Here is a 15,318-nt window from a genome sequence, read left to right as displayed (position 1 = left end):
ATATTGTATCTACTATTTCAGATAAACAAATTAGAGACTTTGGACGAAATTCTTTAAATGATATTTTATACCAACTCCCTGGCTTTTCACCTTCCCGTGTAAATGAAAGAAAGACTGTTAGCTCCAGAGGACTTTTTGAAGGTTGGAATAATAATCATCTTTTGATGTTAGTAGACGGAGTGCAGCACAATGAACTTTTTTATGGCTCTGCACTTACCTGGGAATTGACTCCGCTTAATATTGTAAAATCTATCGAGGTAATTCGAGGACCCGGATCAGCACTCTATGGGTCTAATGCGACTAACGGTGTTATTAGTTTGAATACTTATTCAGGTTTCGATTTAAAGGGCTCTTTAAATATGCGAACTCGCGTTGGAAATTATGGAACAAGAATTTATGATTTCATAACTGGAAATACTGGAAAAATGTTTTCTTATGTTTTAAGTTATAATTCTTACCAGACAAACGGAAGTGAATATAGTAATTATGATGCATCAGGTAGAAAAGATGCTTTTGGATATTTACAAAAATTTCCAATTAAAGATAATCATAAAAGCTATTACCTGTTTTCTAAATTAGAAGGAGAAGGAAACCTAAAAGGATTTTCTTTTCAATATCACAGACAGCATTGGACTTATGAAAATTTTAATGGATGGTTGCAAAGTATTCCAGATACGTATGCACCGAACAGGGAAGGCAGAGACATTTTCATTTTTAAATATGCAAAAAATATATCCGATAAACTAAGCCATGAATACGTTATACGACATACTACCAATTTTTGGGATTATAATGCAAGGCTTTATCCGAGTGGGAATAAATCTTTTCCGAATGGACTCACGGAACAAGTTTATACAAATTTACAAAACAACTTTGGTAGAGCGCAAATGACTTATCTTTTTGGAAACGGAGGAACTTTCATCTCAGGTGTAGAGGCAAATGAAATTTCTTATAGAGGAGATAAAAGTCATACAAGTAATGCAGATTTGAATTTACATGGAAGCGGTAAAACTAATCCGAATAATATGAATTTGCCGCTAAACCCTATGATGGATTGGATTACAAACAAGCCAATTTATAAAATTGCCCCCTTTGCACAAATTACATCTGGAAAATTGTTTAATAAAAATGTAGAGTTTACTCTCGGCGTTCGTTACGACGAATCTCAATATCATTTTAGAGGAATTGATTATCCCTATAAAGAATATTTCGGCTCTCCCACCGCAGAAATTTATGATCCAATTACTTCTACTTCGCTGGTTCAGTCTTTTCCAACAAAAAATATTGGAGCACCTTTTATCACCAATGAAAAAAAAATCTACCGCAAAACAAGTCCTAGAGTTGGAATGGTTTATTTTTTGAGTCATAAAGTGACATTGAAATTTTTAGGAGGCACAGCTTTTCGTGAACCATCGGTCGGGGAATTATTTGGGGTTAACACCTCTATTGCGGGCTCTAATAACCCCCGAAAGATCAGTCCAGAAGTAATTAAAACAATGGAAGTTGCAATGGACTGGATTATGAGTTCGAATTATAATTTTAGATTAAATGTTTTTCAAACCAGATTTGAAAATGTAATCGACTACAGTGGAACAACTAATCTTCTCCAAAACGTTTATACTATGGGCAATAGAGGAGTTGAAGTTGAACTGTTAGTTAATTTAAAATATGTAAATGGGTTTGTTAATTATTCCAGATTCCAAAGATACCTCGAACATAATTTAGATACGAAAGTTTCCAAGACTCCAAACGAAGTAACCATTTCTCCCGCAAGCACCGCAAACTTTGGATTATCTGCTAACTGGAATGATTGGCAGGGATCAATATCTGTGCAGAGGCAGGGAGAAGTTATCAGAAGAAAAAGTGATATAGGTAAAGTTGATCCAATAACAGGAATGTTACAATCGAATGATTACAGCAATCCTTACTCTTATCCAACCTACAGACCCAAAAATGTGCCAGCATGGACAAATATAAATTTCAGAATAAGTTATAAACTATTAGAAAATATGAGTCTAGCGCTTAATGTATATAATGCGCTAAATGAATATCAACTTACAGTTCAGCGTTTAGCCTATCCGAATGATTACATTAGAGAAGGTAGGAGAGTCTTTTTGGATTTCCAAGCGAGTTTTTGAAATCAGAAAAATTGATTTCCTTTTTCCATATCAGTAAATTAATTCGTGAAAAATTCTCCCGTTTAATTCAAGACATCTCTTTATGAAAGAGACGAAAGTCCACTTTTGCTTTAAGCTTTTAATTTGTGTGATAGATGGAAGGAGAATTTTGGAAGAAGTTGGATGCAGATTCCTAGTAAGATAATTAGTTCATCGAAACTTTTTCTGAAATGGCGATAGTTCTATAGTCTTTTCCGCCACCGTGGTAACGATAGAGCATAGTTCTTAGAAGTTGCTTCATTCCTGTCTTTATGGTCTCTGCGTTTTCTAGATCAATTAAGTCGAAGATAACTGGCATTACCTTTGGATCATCTATTTGATTTAGGGCAGTTAAAAACTCTGATCTCAATTCATTTGCTTCGTTTGTTTGTAGTTTATTTAGAATTACAGGCACAGCGGATTTTTCTTTCATTGACCCTAAGGAACGAGTGACTTCAATTTTTACATTTACAACTGTTTCTACTTGTAAAGAGGAAACTAAATCGCGAACAACAGGAGTTGCTTTCAGTTTTCCTATTGCAAAGGCTGCCCTTGATCTTACTTGGCTGTCTTTGTCTTTACGAAGGGCAGCGGATAATCCTAATCCACCCCCGTGATTGTTTAAGGTTAAAAGACTCTCTACCATTTTCAGGCGAAGAGGGGAGAGGCTTTCTTTTTCCATTGCGGAAGAAATAAATCTTGCATAGGAAGGATCTTTGATTGCATTGATTGCATCTACAGTTACGTCTCTAACTTCTCTGTTTGCATCGAAAATTGTTTTCTGAAAAACTGTGGTTGGAAATTTGGAACGTTGATTTCGTAAGGAGACAACGGCTGTTTTGCGCACTTCGTAATTGGAATCGTTAGTTGCCATTGCAAGAACGGAGTTTAATTTTTCTTTTAATCCTAGTTTTTCAATTACAACTATGCATTCACTTCGAATTGCCGGACTCGGATCACTTAAAAGTTTCGTAACATGCATACTCGCACGCTCATCATTTATAAAATTGAGTGATTCAAGGTAATAGTAACGGTGAATTGGTTGATCGGAGCTTCCTAATTCTAAAATAAAAGGAAGTGCTCTGTCGTCTTTAAAGCTATCAATTGCTTTGAATGTATACTCTCTGACTGTTGCATCTCGGTAGGTGATATAGTCTAGAATATGATACATGAGTCGCTTTTCTTTGTAGGTCGCTGCATAATGCAAAACTTTTACTATATTTGCTTCATTCTTAGTGTTATCAAATACCCATTCCAAATCTCCAATTAGATTTGGATTGTATTTCTCTATATCTGTTCCATAAGAAAAGTAAAGATCAAGTATGATTCCTTGGATTTCTCCTTCAGAAGAGGTGGATTTTAAAATTGTAGATATTAAGGGAAATAAATCTTCTCGCTTTGCTGTCTTGATGGAGAGCAAAGCTTGTTTTTGCTTCTTTTCTGAGCCTTGGAGGTTTTCTTGTAACTCATCTTTTTCTGTGTTCGCAGAGAAAAGAGGAAGAATGCTAATAAAAACCAAGGCTATCGCAAAGATTTTGTTTTTGATCTTTCTGCCAGAACTATTCTTAGAAATAACTGTTTGTTTTGTCATCAATCTAGTAACACTAATAGCTGTAAAAGTTCGCTACCACTTTCACATTCTCAGGCTGCCAAAATAAGTCAAGAAATTAGTAAGCCGTTTGCTTGCTCTGAATGCTTGTCTCGTATTCTGCTCTTGCAGCTCTCTTGTTATCATAAGCATCGGTTAGATTTGGATCTAAATCAATTGCATTTTGAAATTCCCGCAAAGCTTTCTTATATTCATGATTTTTATAAAAGCAAACTCCAAGATAGTTATAAGCTTTGGCTGCTAGCTTTGGCTTTACATCTGACCTGATGATAGCAGTTAGCTCATCAATGGCTTTTTCTCTATCCATAAGGGAATTTGAGTCTATTAGGACTTTCGCTAGGACTAGTCTTCCTTCCATATCATCTGGATCAATATGTGAGCCACGGTATGCCTCATCTTTTGCCTTAGTTTTGTTCTTGGAATCGCCTTCCGAATAAACTAGGGCGAGTTTTCTATGAGCAAGCTTAATTTCATCGCCGTTTTTAGAGTGATTTAGAACGAAGATTAGATTCTTTTCAGCCAAATCTAGTTGCTGTCTTTTGAAGTAGGAATCAGCCAGCTTTAATCTGACTTTGTAATTGTATTGGTTTGCTTTGGCGATTTCTTCGTATTCGCGGGCGGCTTCGTCTAAATAATTGCTTTCCAGGTAATAGTCGGCGATTGCTTCTCTATGCTTGGTTTCGGAAGGATTGATGGCACTTGCTTTTCTCCAACTTTCCAAAGCTTTTGTAGGTTGACCGGCGTGTTTATAGGCAATCCCTAGATTGTAGTATGCATTTTCGTTTTTTGGGTTTAATTCCAATGCCTTTTCGAACTCTATGATTGCTTCCCCGTATCTCTCCATATCATCCAATATAATACCCAGGTTTACCCGTGCAGATTCAGTATTAGAATCTCCTGGAGTAACGCGAATTACTTTTCTAAAAGTTTCTTCCGCCTGACTCAAGTTGCCATGGTTGTAATAAAGATCAGCCAATTGGATTAAAGTGTCCACATCATCAGGACGTAGACGTAAAGCTTTTTCTAAAGAAGCAATTGCATTGTCATACATTTTTAAGTCTTCAAAAGACTCTGCGATAAAGCGGTAGATTTCAGGATCAGTTGCTCCTGCGTCCAAAGCCTTTTGTAGAAAAGAAACAGCTTCTTCCGTGTTCTTCTTCTTTAGAAGGACTACACCTAGGTTATACAGGTATCGAGAATCATTTGGTTTGATTGCAATGGCTTGGCGGAAGTGATGCTCTGCCCCATTCATATCTTCCCGGTAATAGAAAATTGATCCCAAATGACCATGTGCCAATTCGGCGATTTGCCCAGTGCCTCCACTTTGAATCGCTTTTCGGAAGTTTTCTATGGCTTCGGGAATCATGCCTTGTTTGTATTGGGCAAGAGCCAAATTGTATGCTAGAGATGGATCGTTTGGAGTATTGGAAAGACCATCCTTAAAGGATTCCATTGCTGCTTTCGGATCATTTGCATCGTAGAGTAAGTTTCCTGCTAATAAAGAAACCTTTGCATCATTCGGCGCTAATTCCTTTGCTCTTTGAATCGTTGTTCTCGCATCGGCAAGTCTACCATCATGTTTATAGGCAACAGCCAAGTCGTAGTAGGCATAAATATTCTTTGGATCATAGGCTACTGCTTTACGTAAGTATTCAATTGCCTGTGGATAACGTCCCTTTTCGTCAAAGATAACGCCGAGGACAGTTAAGGCAATGGATTTATCTTGGTCTGATTCCGGTCGATTCAAGAATTCTTCACATTTTGTTTCAGCTTTCTTTTGGTATCTTTCCAAATAGAGAGTAATACACTCTGCTAGCCTAGGATTTGTAGAGCTAGAAGGCATATAGGGTCTTTCTAAAATTCTGTCTAGACCACCGGATTTGTCTTCTGCTAAATCACCTTTTGCAAAAGGCTCTAAAGAATTTTTATTTGCAAAAAAATAATACCAAGTTGTGCCCCCTATTACTAAGAGTAGCAGCAGAAAAAAAAGAATCCACGGAATAGGATTCGTTGCTGTCTGCCGCCTAAGTTGCATTGTGGAATATTCATCTGTTTCGTATTGAGTAACATTTGGATTGGTTTCAGGTTCTACTGATTCAAACTTGAGTCTATTTTTTTTGATTGGTTCCATACCTAATCTCCGCTGAGCTTGGCTAATTCATCCTTATAAACTGCATCTAGAATTCCATTGATAAAGGATACGGCAGTCTCTGCTTCAAACTCTCTCGTAAGCTCTATCGCTTCATTAATCACAACCTTCGGAGGAATATCTCTCTGGTTGATCAAGCTATAAATGGACAAACGCAATATGCAGCGATTAACAACTGATATGCGCTCGAAATCCCAGTTTTTAGAATAGGACTTTATTATTGTATCGAGTAAATCCCAATTTTTCACAACACCTTTAATTAATTGGGTCGCAAGTTCTTTTTCTTCTGCCTCGAGTACTTTGTCATACCAGCTAAAGCTGAGTGCATCTCCGATCGACACACCAGTTAATTCAATCTGGTAAAGAGCTTGTAGGGTTACAGAACGGCTTTTATGTCTAGATGCCATTAGATTTGTTTTAAGAGATTGACCATCTCTATTGCGGTTGTGGCTGCTTCTGCCCCTTTATTGCCTGCTTTTGTTCCTGCACGTTCAATAGCTTGTTCAATATTCTCTGTAGTAAGTACCCCGAAAATGACAGGAATGGAATTTTGTAAGCCAATGTTTCCCACTTTCGCTGATTCGCCGGCTACGAAATCGTAATGCGATGTAGAGCCACGAATTACAGCTCCTATACAAATAACTGAGTCATATTTTTTCGATTTAGCAAGCTTGTCTGCTGTAAGTGGAATTTCATAAGCACCTGGAACTCTGACAACTGTAATGTCTTCTTCCTTGACTCCATGGCGATATAAAGAGTCTAAGGCTCCTTTTAAAAGGCTTTCTGTAATGAACTCGTTGAATCTAGAAACAACGATTGCGTGTTTCTGTCCTGTAGCATTTAAGCTTCCAATTAATTCTTGGTATGGCATTTTCCTTCCTGTTAGCCCACTGCCAGAATCGAACTGGCGACCTTTTCGTTACGAGGGAAACGCTCTACCAACTGAGCTAAGCGGGCAACTCAACTAAGATTACAGTTTTAAACAGGCTTGTTATGGCAAGTTTAAAATTCAATAAAAGTAATGACTTATTTAGGAGGCTGTGTAAAAAGAAGATTTTCTCACGCAAAGCCGCGAAAAAGAATAGAGTTAAAAAAATCAATACTCTTTGCGTTCTCTGCGGCTTTGCTAAACTCAATGTTGCTCCCTAAGGTTCGCAATATAAGGCAGGCTATTGGTTCTATTGATTTATTAGAAATACGTAATATACACGAGCTATATTTGTTTTCGATAAAGGGATTTTTTAGACAGGATTAATAAGATTTACAGGATGAATATTCCCGAAAATGAATTTAGCTTGTGTAAGCGAAATTGGTGTTTTTAAAAAAGATATTTTTATCTCGCTAATCGCAAGATGAGTTTTATTTCACCCTTATCGTTCTCTATAACTTCAAATCCTTCTTCTGTTAGAGATTTTTTTATTTTGAATAAGTTTAGATTTACTACCTTATCATTTTTCCCAGGGAGTTTTCTCTTTTTTTGAATTTCTTTTTTCATCGGTAATCACATTTTCGACCGACTCAGTTTTAGGATTTAGTTTTAAAAAAATTTTCAACAAAAAAGTACAATGAGACTTAATTGAATTGTTAATGTCTCATTAGTCATTATGCGACAAAATAAAATTATGCTGAATCAATAAAACATTCATTAAAATGAAATACCATTGCTCGTCGGAGCTTTACCATGAATAGCCGCTGAATTTAGTTTTTATGTATTCTTATACATAAAATAGATTAGTGGTTAATTATAATTATCCACATGGCTTGGCTACTGGGGCACAAAGCGAGTTGACAGAATTAACACTCGGTTCACCTTGCGTAAGGTGAGTTATTAACTCACCTTACGCAAGAGAATAAAACAATGGGTTTTTTAATGCAATCAAGAATATTAGGTAAATCTAATAAATCAATAGAACCAATAGCCTGCGGCAGCAAACCCACCGTTAGGTGTAAACCCCACCCTCAGCGCTGGGAACGCTGGCACTCACCTTGCGTAAGATGAGTTATTAATTCATTAAAACAAATTAAATAGAGGTTCCATTAAATGGAAAAAAAAATTACAGTATTATCAATTTCATTGGTTACAATTTTAATAGTACTTGGCTGTAATTATTCTATACTAATTACATTAGTTGAAAATAATCTATTCTCAGATTTTTTAACTCTTACCGCATATTTATTTGGATTCACAGGATATGTTCTTTCTGCTTTTCTATTGACAAAATCAAATTTACTTACTAAATCAAAATTTCTAGAAACAGTATTCGGGATAAATACGAAAAAGTTAAATTATAATGATGATGATAAGCTGGCAATTCTTGGAGTTGCAATACCTTTATTTTCGTGTCTTCTATTATCTTACTATTTGACTAGAGAAATGAGTATTTATAATGTTAGGTACCAATATAAGCACTTTGGTGTGTATGGAACTTTGGAAGTTAAATCTATTCACAGGCTAAGTCGTGTTAAAGAGATTGAAATTATTGGAAAGATCAAAGATGAACACAATTCTTCAGATAGTATTGGAATAAAAGTTTTTGACGATGAAATATATAAATATGACTCATTAAAAATTGGTGATGAAATTAGAGTATTTTACTCAAAAAAAAATTATAACATTCTTAAGATTGCCGAGTAGGTCTTATTGGTAAAAGTAAAGCTCCCAGACCCGCCAACAGGTTTCAGACAGGCTCTTATACCATTGGAAAAAAGGAAGGATCTGTGTAATCTACGCTCTGTTTTTCGACTGTTTTATAATCGTCAGGAATTTCCACTTCGAGTTCTTGAATGAGTTTCTTTAGACTTTCAAATTTTTCAATTTCGGATGTGATTGTATTTTGTAAGACGGATGTATATTCTCTATCCACAGGTATACTACTTCGAGTAGTTTTTAGTTTCGCAATATCTCGATTGATTGATTCGTAAATATTGTATAAGTCTCTTACATTCATAAGTTTACTATCGGTGAATTTTCCTTCTAAGTCATAGTCAGAAAAACAAATTAGTTTGTCATCTCAAAATTTTGTGAATAGTTTAGGGAGATTATTGACTCGCCTTACGCGAGAGGAGTAACCAGCCTACCTAGTAGAATTGGGTTTACACCTAACGGTGGGTTTGTCCCCCATCGCTTAGTCTCTTAACATCATGGACAAATCTAACTTTAACTTTGGATCGATAGCAGTTGCATAATTTCTTCCAGATACTTTGGATTTACACGAAAGGCAAATGCTTTGTTTTGCATCTAGAAATATTCTTAATCAGAAGTTCTCGCATTAAAATTGAAGCTATTTTTACGAACAAATAAAAAAGCGCAGATTTATAAAAAGGAAGCTTAAAATTTTAGCTTTACTACTAAAAAATATACACCTTATCCCTGCGCATTTGATAGAGGTATAATTTCTGCGATGGCGAGTAGATTTAAAGACCATGTAAATGTGGTACACGATGATACTAAACCTTGCAGAAAAAAAGGGGCTGAATCCTGCACTTATAAAATTTCTTGGTAAGGTAAATTACCGTTATCCATTAATAAATGGAATAACAGTGAATAGCCACAGATACCCTTTAGTATTTGAGTTCTGTGGCTTCTTCTTATTGCTTTGCTAAATACAAATTTACTTCTTCTGCGGTGGCACATCCGTGCAAGTTCCGTGGGCAATTTCTGCTGCCATTCCGATTGATTCTCCCAGAGTAGGGTGTGGATGAATTGTTTTTCCAATGTCAATTGCATCTGCTCCCATTTCAATCGCAAGACAGACTTCGCCGATTAAATCACCCGCGTGAGTTCCCACGATTCCTCCTCCGATGATCCGGTGAGTTTCTTCATCAAATAAAAGTTTTGTGAAACCTTCATCGCGGGTATTCGCTATTGCCCGCCCACTTGCCGACCACGGGAAATGACCTTTTTTGTATTTGATTCCTTTTTCTTTGCATTGCTCCTCTGTGATTCCCGCCCACGCTACTTCGGGGTCGGTGTAGGCTACGGAAGGAATTTGTTTTGCATCAAAATAAGACTTCATACCAAACGCTGCCTCTGCTGCCACATGTGCTTCGTGAACTGCTTTGTGTGCGAGCATTGGTTGACCGATGATATCGCCTATCGCAAAAATATGACTTACGTTTGTTCTTTGTTGGTTGTCTGCTGGAACGAAACCTCTATCCGTAACGGCTACTCCCGCTTTGTCGGCGTCAAGCTTTTTACCGTTTGGAGTTCTCCCTACCGCAACTAATACTAAATCATAAACTTCTGGCGAGGAAGGAGCATTCTCTCCTTCAAAAGAAACATGAATTCCGTCTGGCTTTGCTTCTGCTTTAGAGGCGCGAGTTTTTAACATTACTTTGTCGAAGCGATGTGCATTCTTTCTTTCCCACACTCTTTGTAAATCCCTGTCTGCACCTGCCATAAGACCGTCCATCATTTCAGCAATATCAATTCTTGCGCCTAATGTGCTGTAAACGGTAGCCATTTCAAGACCAATGATCCCTCCACCAATCACAAGCATTCTTTTGGGAACTGATTTTAAAAGTAGGGCGCCTGTGCTATCTACAACGCGTGGATCAACGGGAAGGAAGGGAAGTTTTACTGACTGACTTCCTGCTGCGATAATTGATTTTTGAAAGCGGATAATCTCTTTTTTCCCCGTTATCTTTTGTCCAGTTCCTTCTGTTAAGTCTACTTCGATATGATTTGCATCTATGAACTTTCCGTAACCGCGGATAATCTTCACTTTGCGCATCTTTGCCATTCCAGCAAGACCCGTAGTGAGTTTTCCCACAACTGAATCTTTGTGTGCTCTTAGTTTATCAATGTCAAGTTTTGGATCTCCATAAACAATCCCATGTGCCGCCATTGATTTTACTTCCTCCATAACAGCCGCCGTGTGAAGTAGTGCTTTAGAGGGAATACAACCCACATTTAAACATACTCCCCCGATTGTAGGATAACGCTCAATTAACACAGTGCTCATTCCGAGATCAGCGCTTCTGAAGGCAGCACTGTATCCACCGGGTCCTGCACCCAAAACTACCATTTCACATTCGTGATCGACTTTTCCATTGTATGAACCTGCGGGTAAAGGAGTAGTAACCGCTTGTGGTTTGGGAGTCTCTGCCTTTGGTGGAATATTTGTATTAGGCGCTTGGGTCGTGCTTGCAGTTGAGGCGACTTCGATTACTGCGATTACTTGCCCTTTTCCAACTTTATCACCGACTTTTACTGCGACTGATACAATTTTACCTGCTTCATCTGATGGAATTTCCATGGAAGCTTTGTCTGATTCTAATACCAATAGAGCTTGTTCTTTTTGGACAATATCCCCTGGCTTAATAAAAATTTCGATAATAGGAACTACATCAAAATCTCCAATGTCTGGAACTTTAATTTCTTTTTCTGCCATAGTAAATCCTTTTACAATACCACTCTGCGGAAATCTGCGAGTAACTCCGCGATATACACGTTAAATTTTGTTCCAAGCACTCCATCAATTACGCGATGGTCTGCTGTCAGAGAAAGAGGACAAATCAGTCTTGGGATAAATTCTTTTCCATTCCAAACCGGTTTTATTGAAGCTTTACTCACTCCAAGAATTGCAACTTCCGGTGCATTTATGATTGGAGAAAAATACGTCCCACCTATACCGCCTAACGACGAAATAGTAAAGCAAGCACCTTGCATTTGTTCTGGCTTAAGCTTTCCTTCTCTTGCAAGTTTTGCAAGCTCTCCGGCGTCTTTTGCAATTTCATAAATTCCTTTTTTATCCGCATCTTTAATCACAGGAACAACAAGACCGTTTGGAGTATCTGCTGCAAATCCAATATGGAAATATTCTTTTAAAACTAAATCATCTCCATCGAGTGAGCTATTGAATTCAGGGAATTTTTTTAGTCCCGCGACACAAGCTTTGATGATAAACGAAAGCATTGTAATTTTAATTCCAGCTTTTTCGTTTTGTTTGTTTGTATCATTTCTAAATGCTTCTAAATCAGTAATGTCTGCATCTTCGTGGTAGGTGACAGATGGAATGACTATCCAGTTGCGAGAAAGATTTGCCGCAGAGATTTTTTTAATTCTAGAAAGCGGCTGTCTTGTAGTTGAGCCAAATTTACTGAAATCCACCTTAGGCCAGGGTAATAGGTTTAAGCCAGAACCCTGTGTCCCAGCGCCAACTGAGGTTTGTCCGCTCATGACTGACTTCACAAACTTTTGCACATCTTCTTGTGTAATTCTTCCTTTCGGTCCTGTTCCTTTGACTTGGGTTATATCAACTCCAAGCTCCCTTGCATACTTTCGCACACTTGGACTTGCATGACTTGTGCCTGAGATAGTATCATGAGTAACCGCTTGCGCCTGAACTTGAGGAGCTTCCTTAACTGCTTGCGGTGGAGTAGGCGCTATCTGTTGCACAGGAGGAGGTGTAGGCTTAGACGGAGTAGCCGCTACTGTAGAAGTAGACTCATCAGCTTCTAAAATCAAGAAGGTATGATCTTTCGAAACCTTATCGCCAATTTTAATTTTTATTTCTTTTACAATTCCCGCTGCCGGAGAAGGAACATCCATACTTGCCTTATCAGACTCGAGAGTAATAAGCGATTGCTCTGCATCTACCATGTCACCTGCTTTTACATGAACTTCAATTACAGGTATATCACTGTAATCCCCTATATCGGGAATTTTAACATCAATTAGTTTTGCCATATAAATTCCTATCTCACACTGTTAATGGATTTGGTTTCTTAGGATCAATTCCGTATTTCTTAATTGCCTCGGAAACTTTTTTGTATTCAATTTGACCTTCATCTGCAAGGGCTTTGAGTGCCGCAATGGTCACCCACTTTCTGTCTACTTCAAAGAAGTGACGAAGCTTTTCTCTTGTGTCCGATCTTCCAAAGCCGTCAGTTCCAAGAACAGAGTATCTCTTGCCAGCGTTTTGAATCGCAGGACGAATTTGCTCGGCAAACATTCTAATATAATCAGTTGCCGCAATCACGGGACCTTTTGTGTCTTTGAGGCAAGCTTCTACGTGGCTAATTTGCATTTTCCCCTCTGGGTTTAGCAAATTATTTCTGCTTACTGTATTCCAGTCGCGACCTAGTTCGGTAAAACTCGGACATCCCCAGATATCACTTTCTACTCCCCAATCATTTCTTAGCATTTCGGAAGCTGCAATTACTTCTCTAAAAATAGTTCCACTTCCTAGAAGTTGCACTTTTAGTTTTGCATCTTTTGATTTAGTAAGTTGATACATACCTTTCAGGATATTTTTTTCTTCTCCCTTAGGTAGACCCGGATGCGGATAATTCTCGTTCATCACAGTGATGTAATAGAATACGTCTTCCTGGTCTTGATACATTCTTTTTAATCCATCTTGTAAAATGACCGCTAGTTCAAAACTAAACGTTGGATCATAGCTAATACAATTTGGAATGGTTGCACTCCATAGATGACTGTGCCCGTCTTCGTGTTGTAAGCCTTCTCCATTGAGAGTAGTGCGCCCGGATGTTCCACCAAGTAAAAATCCACGGCTTCTCATATCACCGGCAGCCCAGCATAAATCTCCCACTCTTTGAAATCCAAACATAGAATAGAAAATAAAAAATGGAATCATCGCCACACCATGCGTTGAATACGCAGTAGCCGCTGCAATCCAATCACTCATAGCTCCTGCTTCATTGATTCCTTCTTGTAAGACTTGCCCTTTTTTGTCTTCGCGATAGAACATAAGTTGGTCTTTGTCCTGTGGGGTATAGAGCTGACCCATTTGATTCCAGATTCCGAGTTGTCTAAAGAGTCCTTCCATACCAAAGGTTCTAGATTCATCGGGAACGATTGGCACAATTCTCTTTCCAATCTCTTTGTCTTTGAGGAGAATATTGAGTATGCGCACAAATGCCATTGTAGTAGAAAGCTCTCTTGCATCTGTTGTTGCTTCTAATAGTGAGGCAAACGCGTCTAAGCCAGGAACTTTGAGAGTGTCTCCTTTTTTTCTTCTCTGAGGTAAATATCCGCCTAACTCATTTCGACGAGCCCGCATATAATTCATTTCGGGGCTATTCTCTGCAAATTTTACAAAGGGAAGTTTGTGCAATTGGTCATCTGTTACAGGAATTTTAAAATGATCTCTAAATGCTTTTACATCCACGTCACTCATATGCTTTTGTTGGTGAGCAATGTTCATAGCTTGTCCCGAGCTTCCCATCCAATAGCCTTTTACAGTCTTTGCGAGAATAACGGTAGGTTGCCCCGTGTGATTTACTGCTTGGTGATACGCTGCATATACTTTGTGAACATCGTGTCCACCTCGGTTCAGATTCCATACATCTTCGTCTGACCAATCAGCGACTAACGCCTGTAATTCGGGAGTGTTAAAAACATGCTCGCGAATGTAGGCTCCGTTCTTAGATCGGAAGGTCTGGTATTCTCCATCTACAATTTCTCCAAGTCGTTTCATAAGGAGTCCTTTCTTATCACGCGCAAAAAGAATATCCCAATGTCTTCCCCAGATTACTTTGATAACATTCCAGCCAGCACCTCTAAATTCGCTTTCTAGTTCTTGGATAATACTTCCATTTCCGCGAACAGGTCCGTCTAGTCTTTGCAGGTTACAGTTGATTACAAAAATTAAGTTGTCTAATTTTTCTCTTCCTGCCATTCCTATAGCGCCTAACGACTCAGGCTCATCTGTTTCTCCATCACCTAGAAAAGCCCAGACTTTTCGAGGTTCGGTTTTTATTAATTCTCTAGTCTGCATGTATTTCATGAAACGTGCCTGGTAGATTGCCATGATAGGACCAAGTCCCATTGACACAGTTGGGAATTGCCAGAAGTCAGGCATGAGCCACGGGTGCGGATAACTAGAAATACCCTTTCCGTCAACCTCCTGGCGAAAGTTGATTAACTCTTCTTCAGTTAAACGCCCCAATAAAAATGCACGGGAATAAATTCCGGGAGCACAATGTCCTTGCACATAGATTAAATCTCCTCCATGTGTTTCAGAAGGAGCGTGCCAAAAATGATTGTATCCTATATCGTATAACGTTGCTGCGGATTGGAAAGAAGAAATATGTCCACCCACATTCGAGTCCTCATTAGCCCGAAGAACCATTGCCATTGCATTCCAGCGAGTGTAAGCACGAATTGTTCTTTCCACTGCTTGATTACCCGGAAGAGGAACTTGGTGTTCAACTGGGATTGTATTGATGTATGGAGTTTCAGCTTGGAATGGCTGCACAACTCCATTGACTCTTGCAAATTCTATTTGCTTGTCAATGAGGTAAGCGGCTCGGTCAGTGCCTTCGACTGCGATGACTCCATTAAGAGCCTCAAGCCACTCTTTTGTTTCAACTGGATCTACATCCACTTGTTTTGCATTTGTAATTGATTGTTCTGGTGTTGCAGACATACCTTTTCT

The 15,318-nt window shown here is 38.4% G+C and carries 11 protein-coding genes and 1 tRNA gene; 2 read left to right on the top strand and 10 right to left on the bottom strand.

Annotated elements, in window-relative coordinates; all coding sequences use genetic code 11:
- The first annotated feature begins 164 nt into the window (after nt 1-164).
- On the top strand, nt 165-2,138 hold the full coding sequence (locus IPH52_12435; protein ID MBK7055834.1) for a TonB-dependent receptor: 1,974 nt from the start codon (nt 165-167) through the stop codon (nt 2,136-2,138).
- Nucleotides 2,139-2,322: 184 nt separating this feature from the next.
- Here IPH52_12435 and IPH52_12430 read toward each other — a convergent pair whose 3' ends face one another.
- The 6 genes from IPH52_12430 to IPH52_12405 form a co-directional block, all read right to left on the bottom strand.
- On the bottom strand, nt 2,323-3,747 hold the full coding sequence (locus tag IPH52_12430; protein ID MBK7055833.1) for a HEAT repeat domain-containing protein: 1,425 nt from the start codon (nt 3,745-3,747) through the stop codon (nt 2,323-2,325).
- A gap of 76 nt (nt 3,748-3,823) precedes the next feature.
- Nucleotides 3,824-5,896, bottom strand: coding sequence for a tetratricopeptide repeat protein (locus tag IPH52_12425; protein ID MBK7055832.1), 2,073 nt, complete (start codon nt 5,894-5,896; stop codon nt 3,824-3,826).
- Nucleotides 5,897-5,898: 2 nt separating this feature from the next.
- Nucleotides 5,899-6,321 carry a transcription antitermination factor NusB gene (nusB, locus tag IPH52_12420; GenBank protein MBK7055831.1) on the bottom strand — a complete coding sequence of 141 codons (423 nt, stop codon included), beginning with the start codon at nt 6,319-6,321 and terminating at the stop codon, nt 5,899-5,901.
- Nucleotides 6,321-6,785: a 6,7-dimethyl-8-ribityllumazine synthase gene (gene ribE / locus IPH52_12415; protein MBK7055830.1), complete on the bottom strand. Its 465-nt coding sequence runs from the start codon at nt 6,783-6,785 to the stop codon at nt 6,321-6,323. The genes nusB and ribE overlap by 1 nt, the downstream gene beginning before the upstream one ends.
- Nucleotides 6,786-6,798: 13 nt before the next feature.
- Nucleotides 6,799-6,871, bottom strand: a tRNA-Thr gene (locus IPH52_12410).
- Nucleotides 6,872-7,247: 376 nt separating this feature from the next.
- A complete protein-coding gene (locus IPH52_12405) occupies nt 7,248-7,409 on the bottom strand; it encodes a hypothetical protein (GenBank protein MBK7055829.1) in 162 nt (53 codons plus the stop codon).
- Nucleotides 7,410-7,955: 546 nt separating this feature from the next.
- Here IPH52_12405 and IPH52_12400 point away from each other — a divergent pair.
- A complete protein-coding gene (locus IPH52_12400) occupies nt 7,956-8,549 on the top strand; it encodes a hypothetical protein (GenBank protein MBK7055828.1) in 594 nt (197 codons plus the stop codon).
- 55 nt (nt 8,550-8,604) lie between these two features.
- On the opposite strand, the gene IPH52_12395 is transcribed toward IPH52_12400, so the two are convergent.
- The 4 genes from IPH52_12395 to aceE form a co-directional block, all read right to left on the bottom strand.
- On the bottom strand, nt 8,605-8,862 hold the full coding sequence (locus IPH52_12395) for a hypothetical protein (protein MBK7055827.1): 258 nt from the start codon (nt 8,860-8,862) through the stop codon (nt 8,605-8,607).
- A 663-nt stretch (nt 8,863-9,525) separates the two neighbouring features.
- Complete coding sequence (gene lpdA, locus IPH52_12390) at nt 9,526-11,307, bottom strand: dihydrolipoyl dehydrogenase (GenBank protein ID MBK7055826.1); 1,782 nt, start codon at nt 11,305-11,307, stop codon at nt 9,526-9,528.
- 11 nt (nt 11,308-11,318) lie between these two features.
- On the bottom strand, nt 11,319-12,605 hold the full coding sequence (gene aceF, locus IPH52_12385; GenBank protein MBK7055825.1) for a dihydrolipoyllysine-residue acetyltransferase: 1,287 nt from the start codon (nt 12,603-12,605) through the stop codon (nt 11,319-11,321).
- Between the two features lie 13 nt (nt 12,606-12,618).
- Nucleotides 12,619-15,309, bottom strand: coding sequence for a pyruvate dehydrogenase (acetyl-transferring), homodimeric type (aceE, locus tag IPH52_12380; protein MBK7055824.1), 2,691 nt, complete (start codon nt 15,307-15,309; stop codon nt 12,619-12,621).
- Nucleotides 15,310-15,318 lie beyond the last annotated feature (9 nt).

This window comes from Leptospiraceae bacterium (assembly GCA_016708435.1).
In the GTDB taxonomy this organism is placed as follows: domain Bacteria; phylum Spirochaetota; class Leptospiria; order Leptospirales; family Leptospiraceae; genus UBA2033.
The sequence above is the reverse complement of the archived record's forward strand: the minus strand, read 5'-3'. Positions and strand labels throughout refer to the sequence as shown.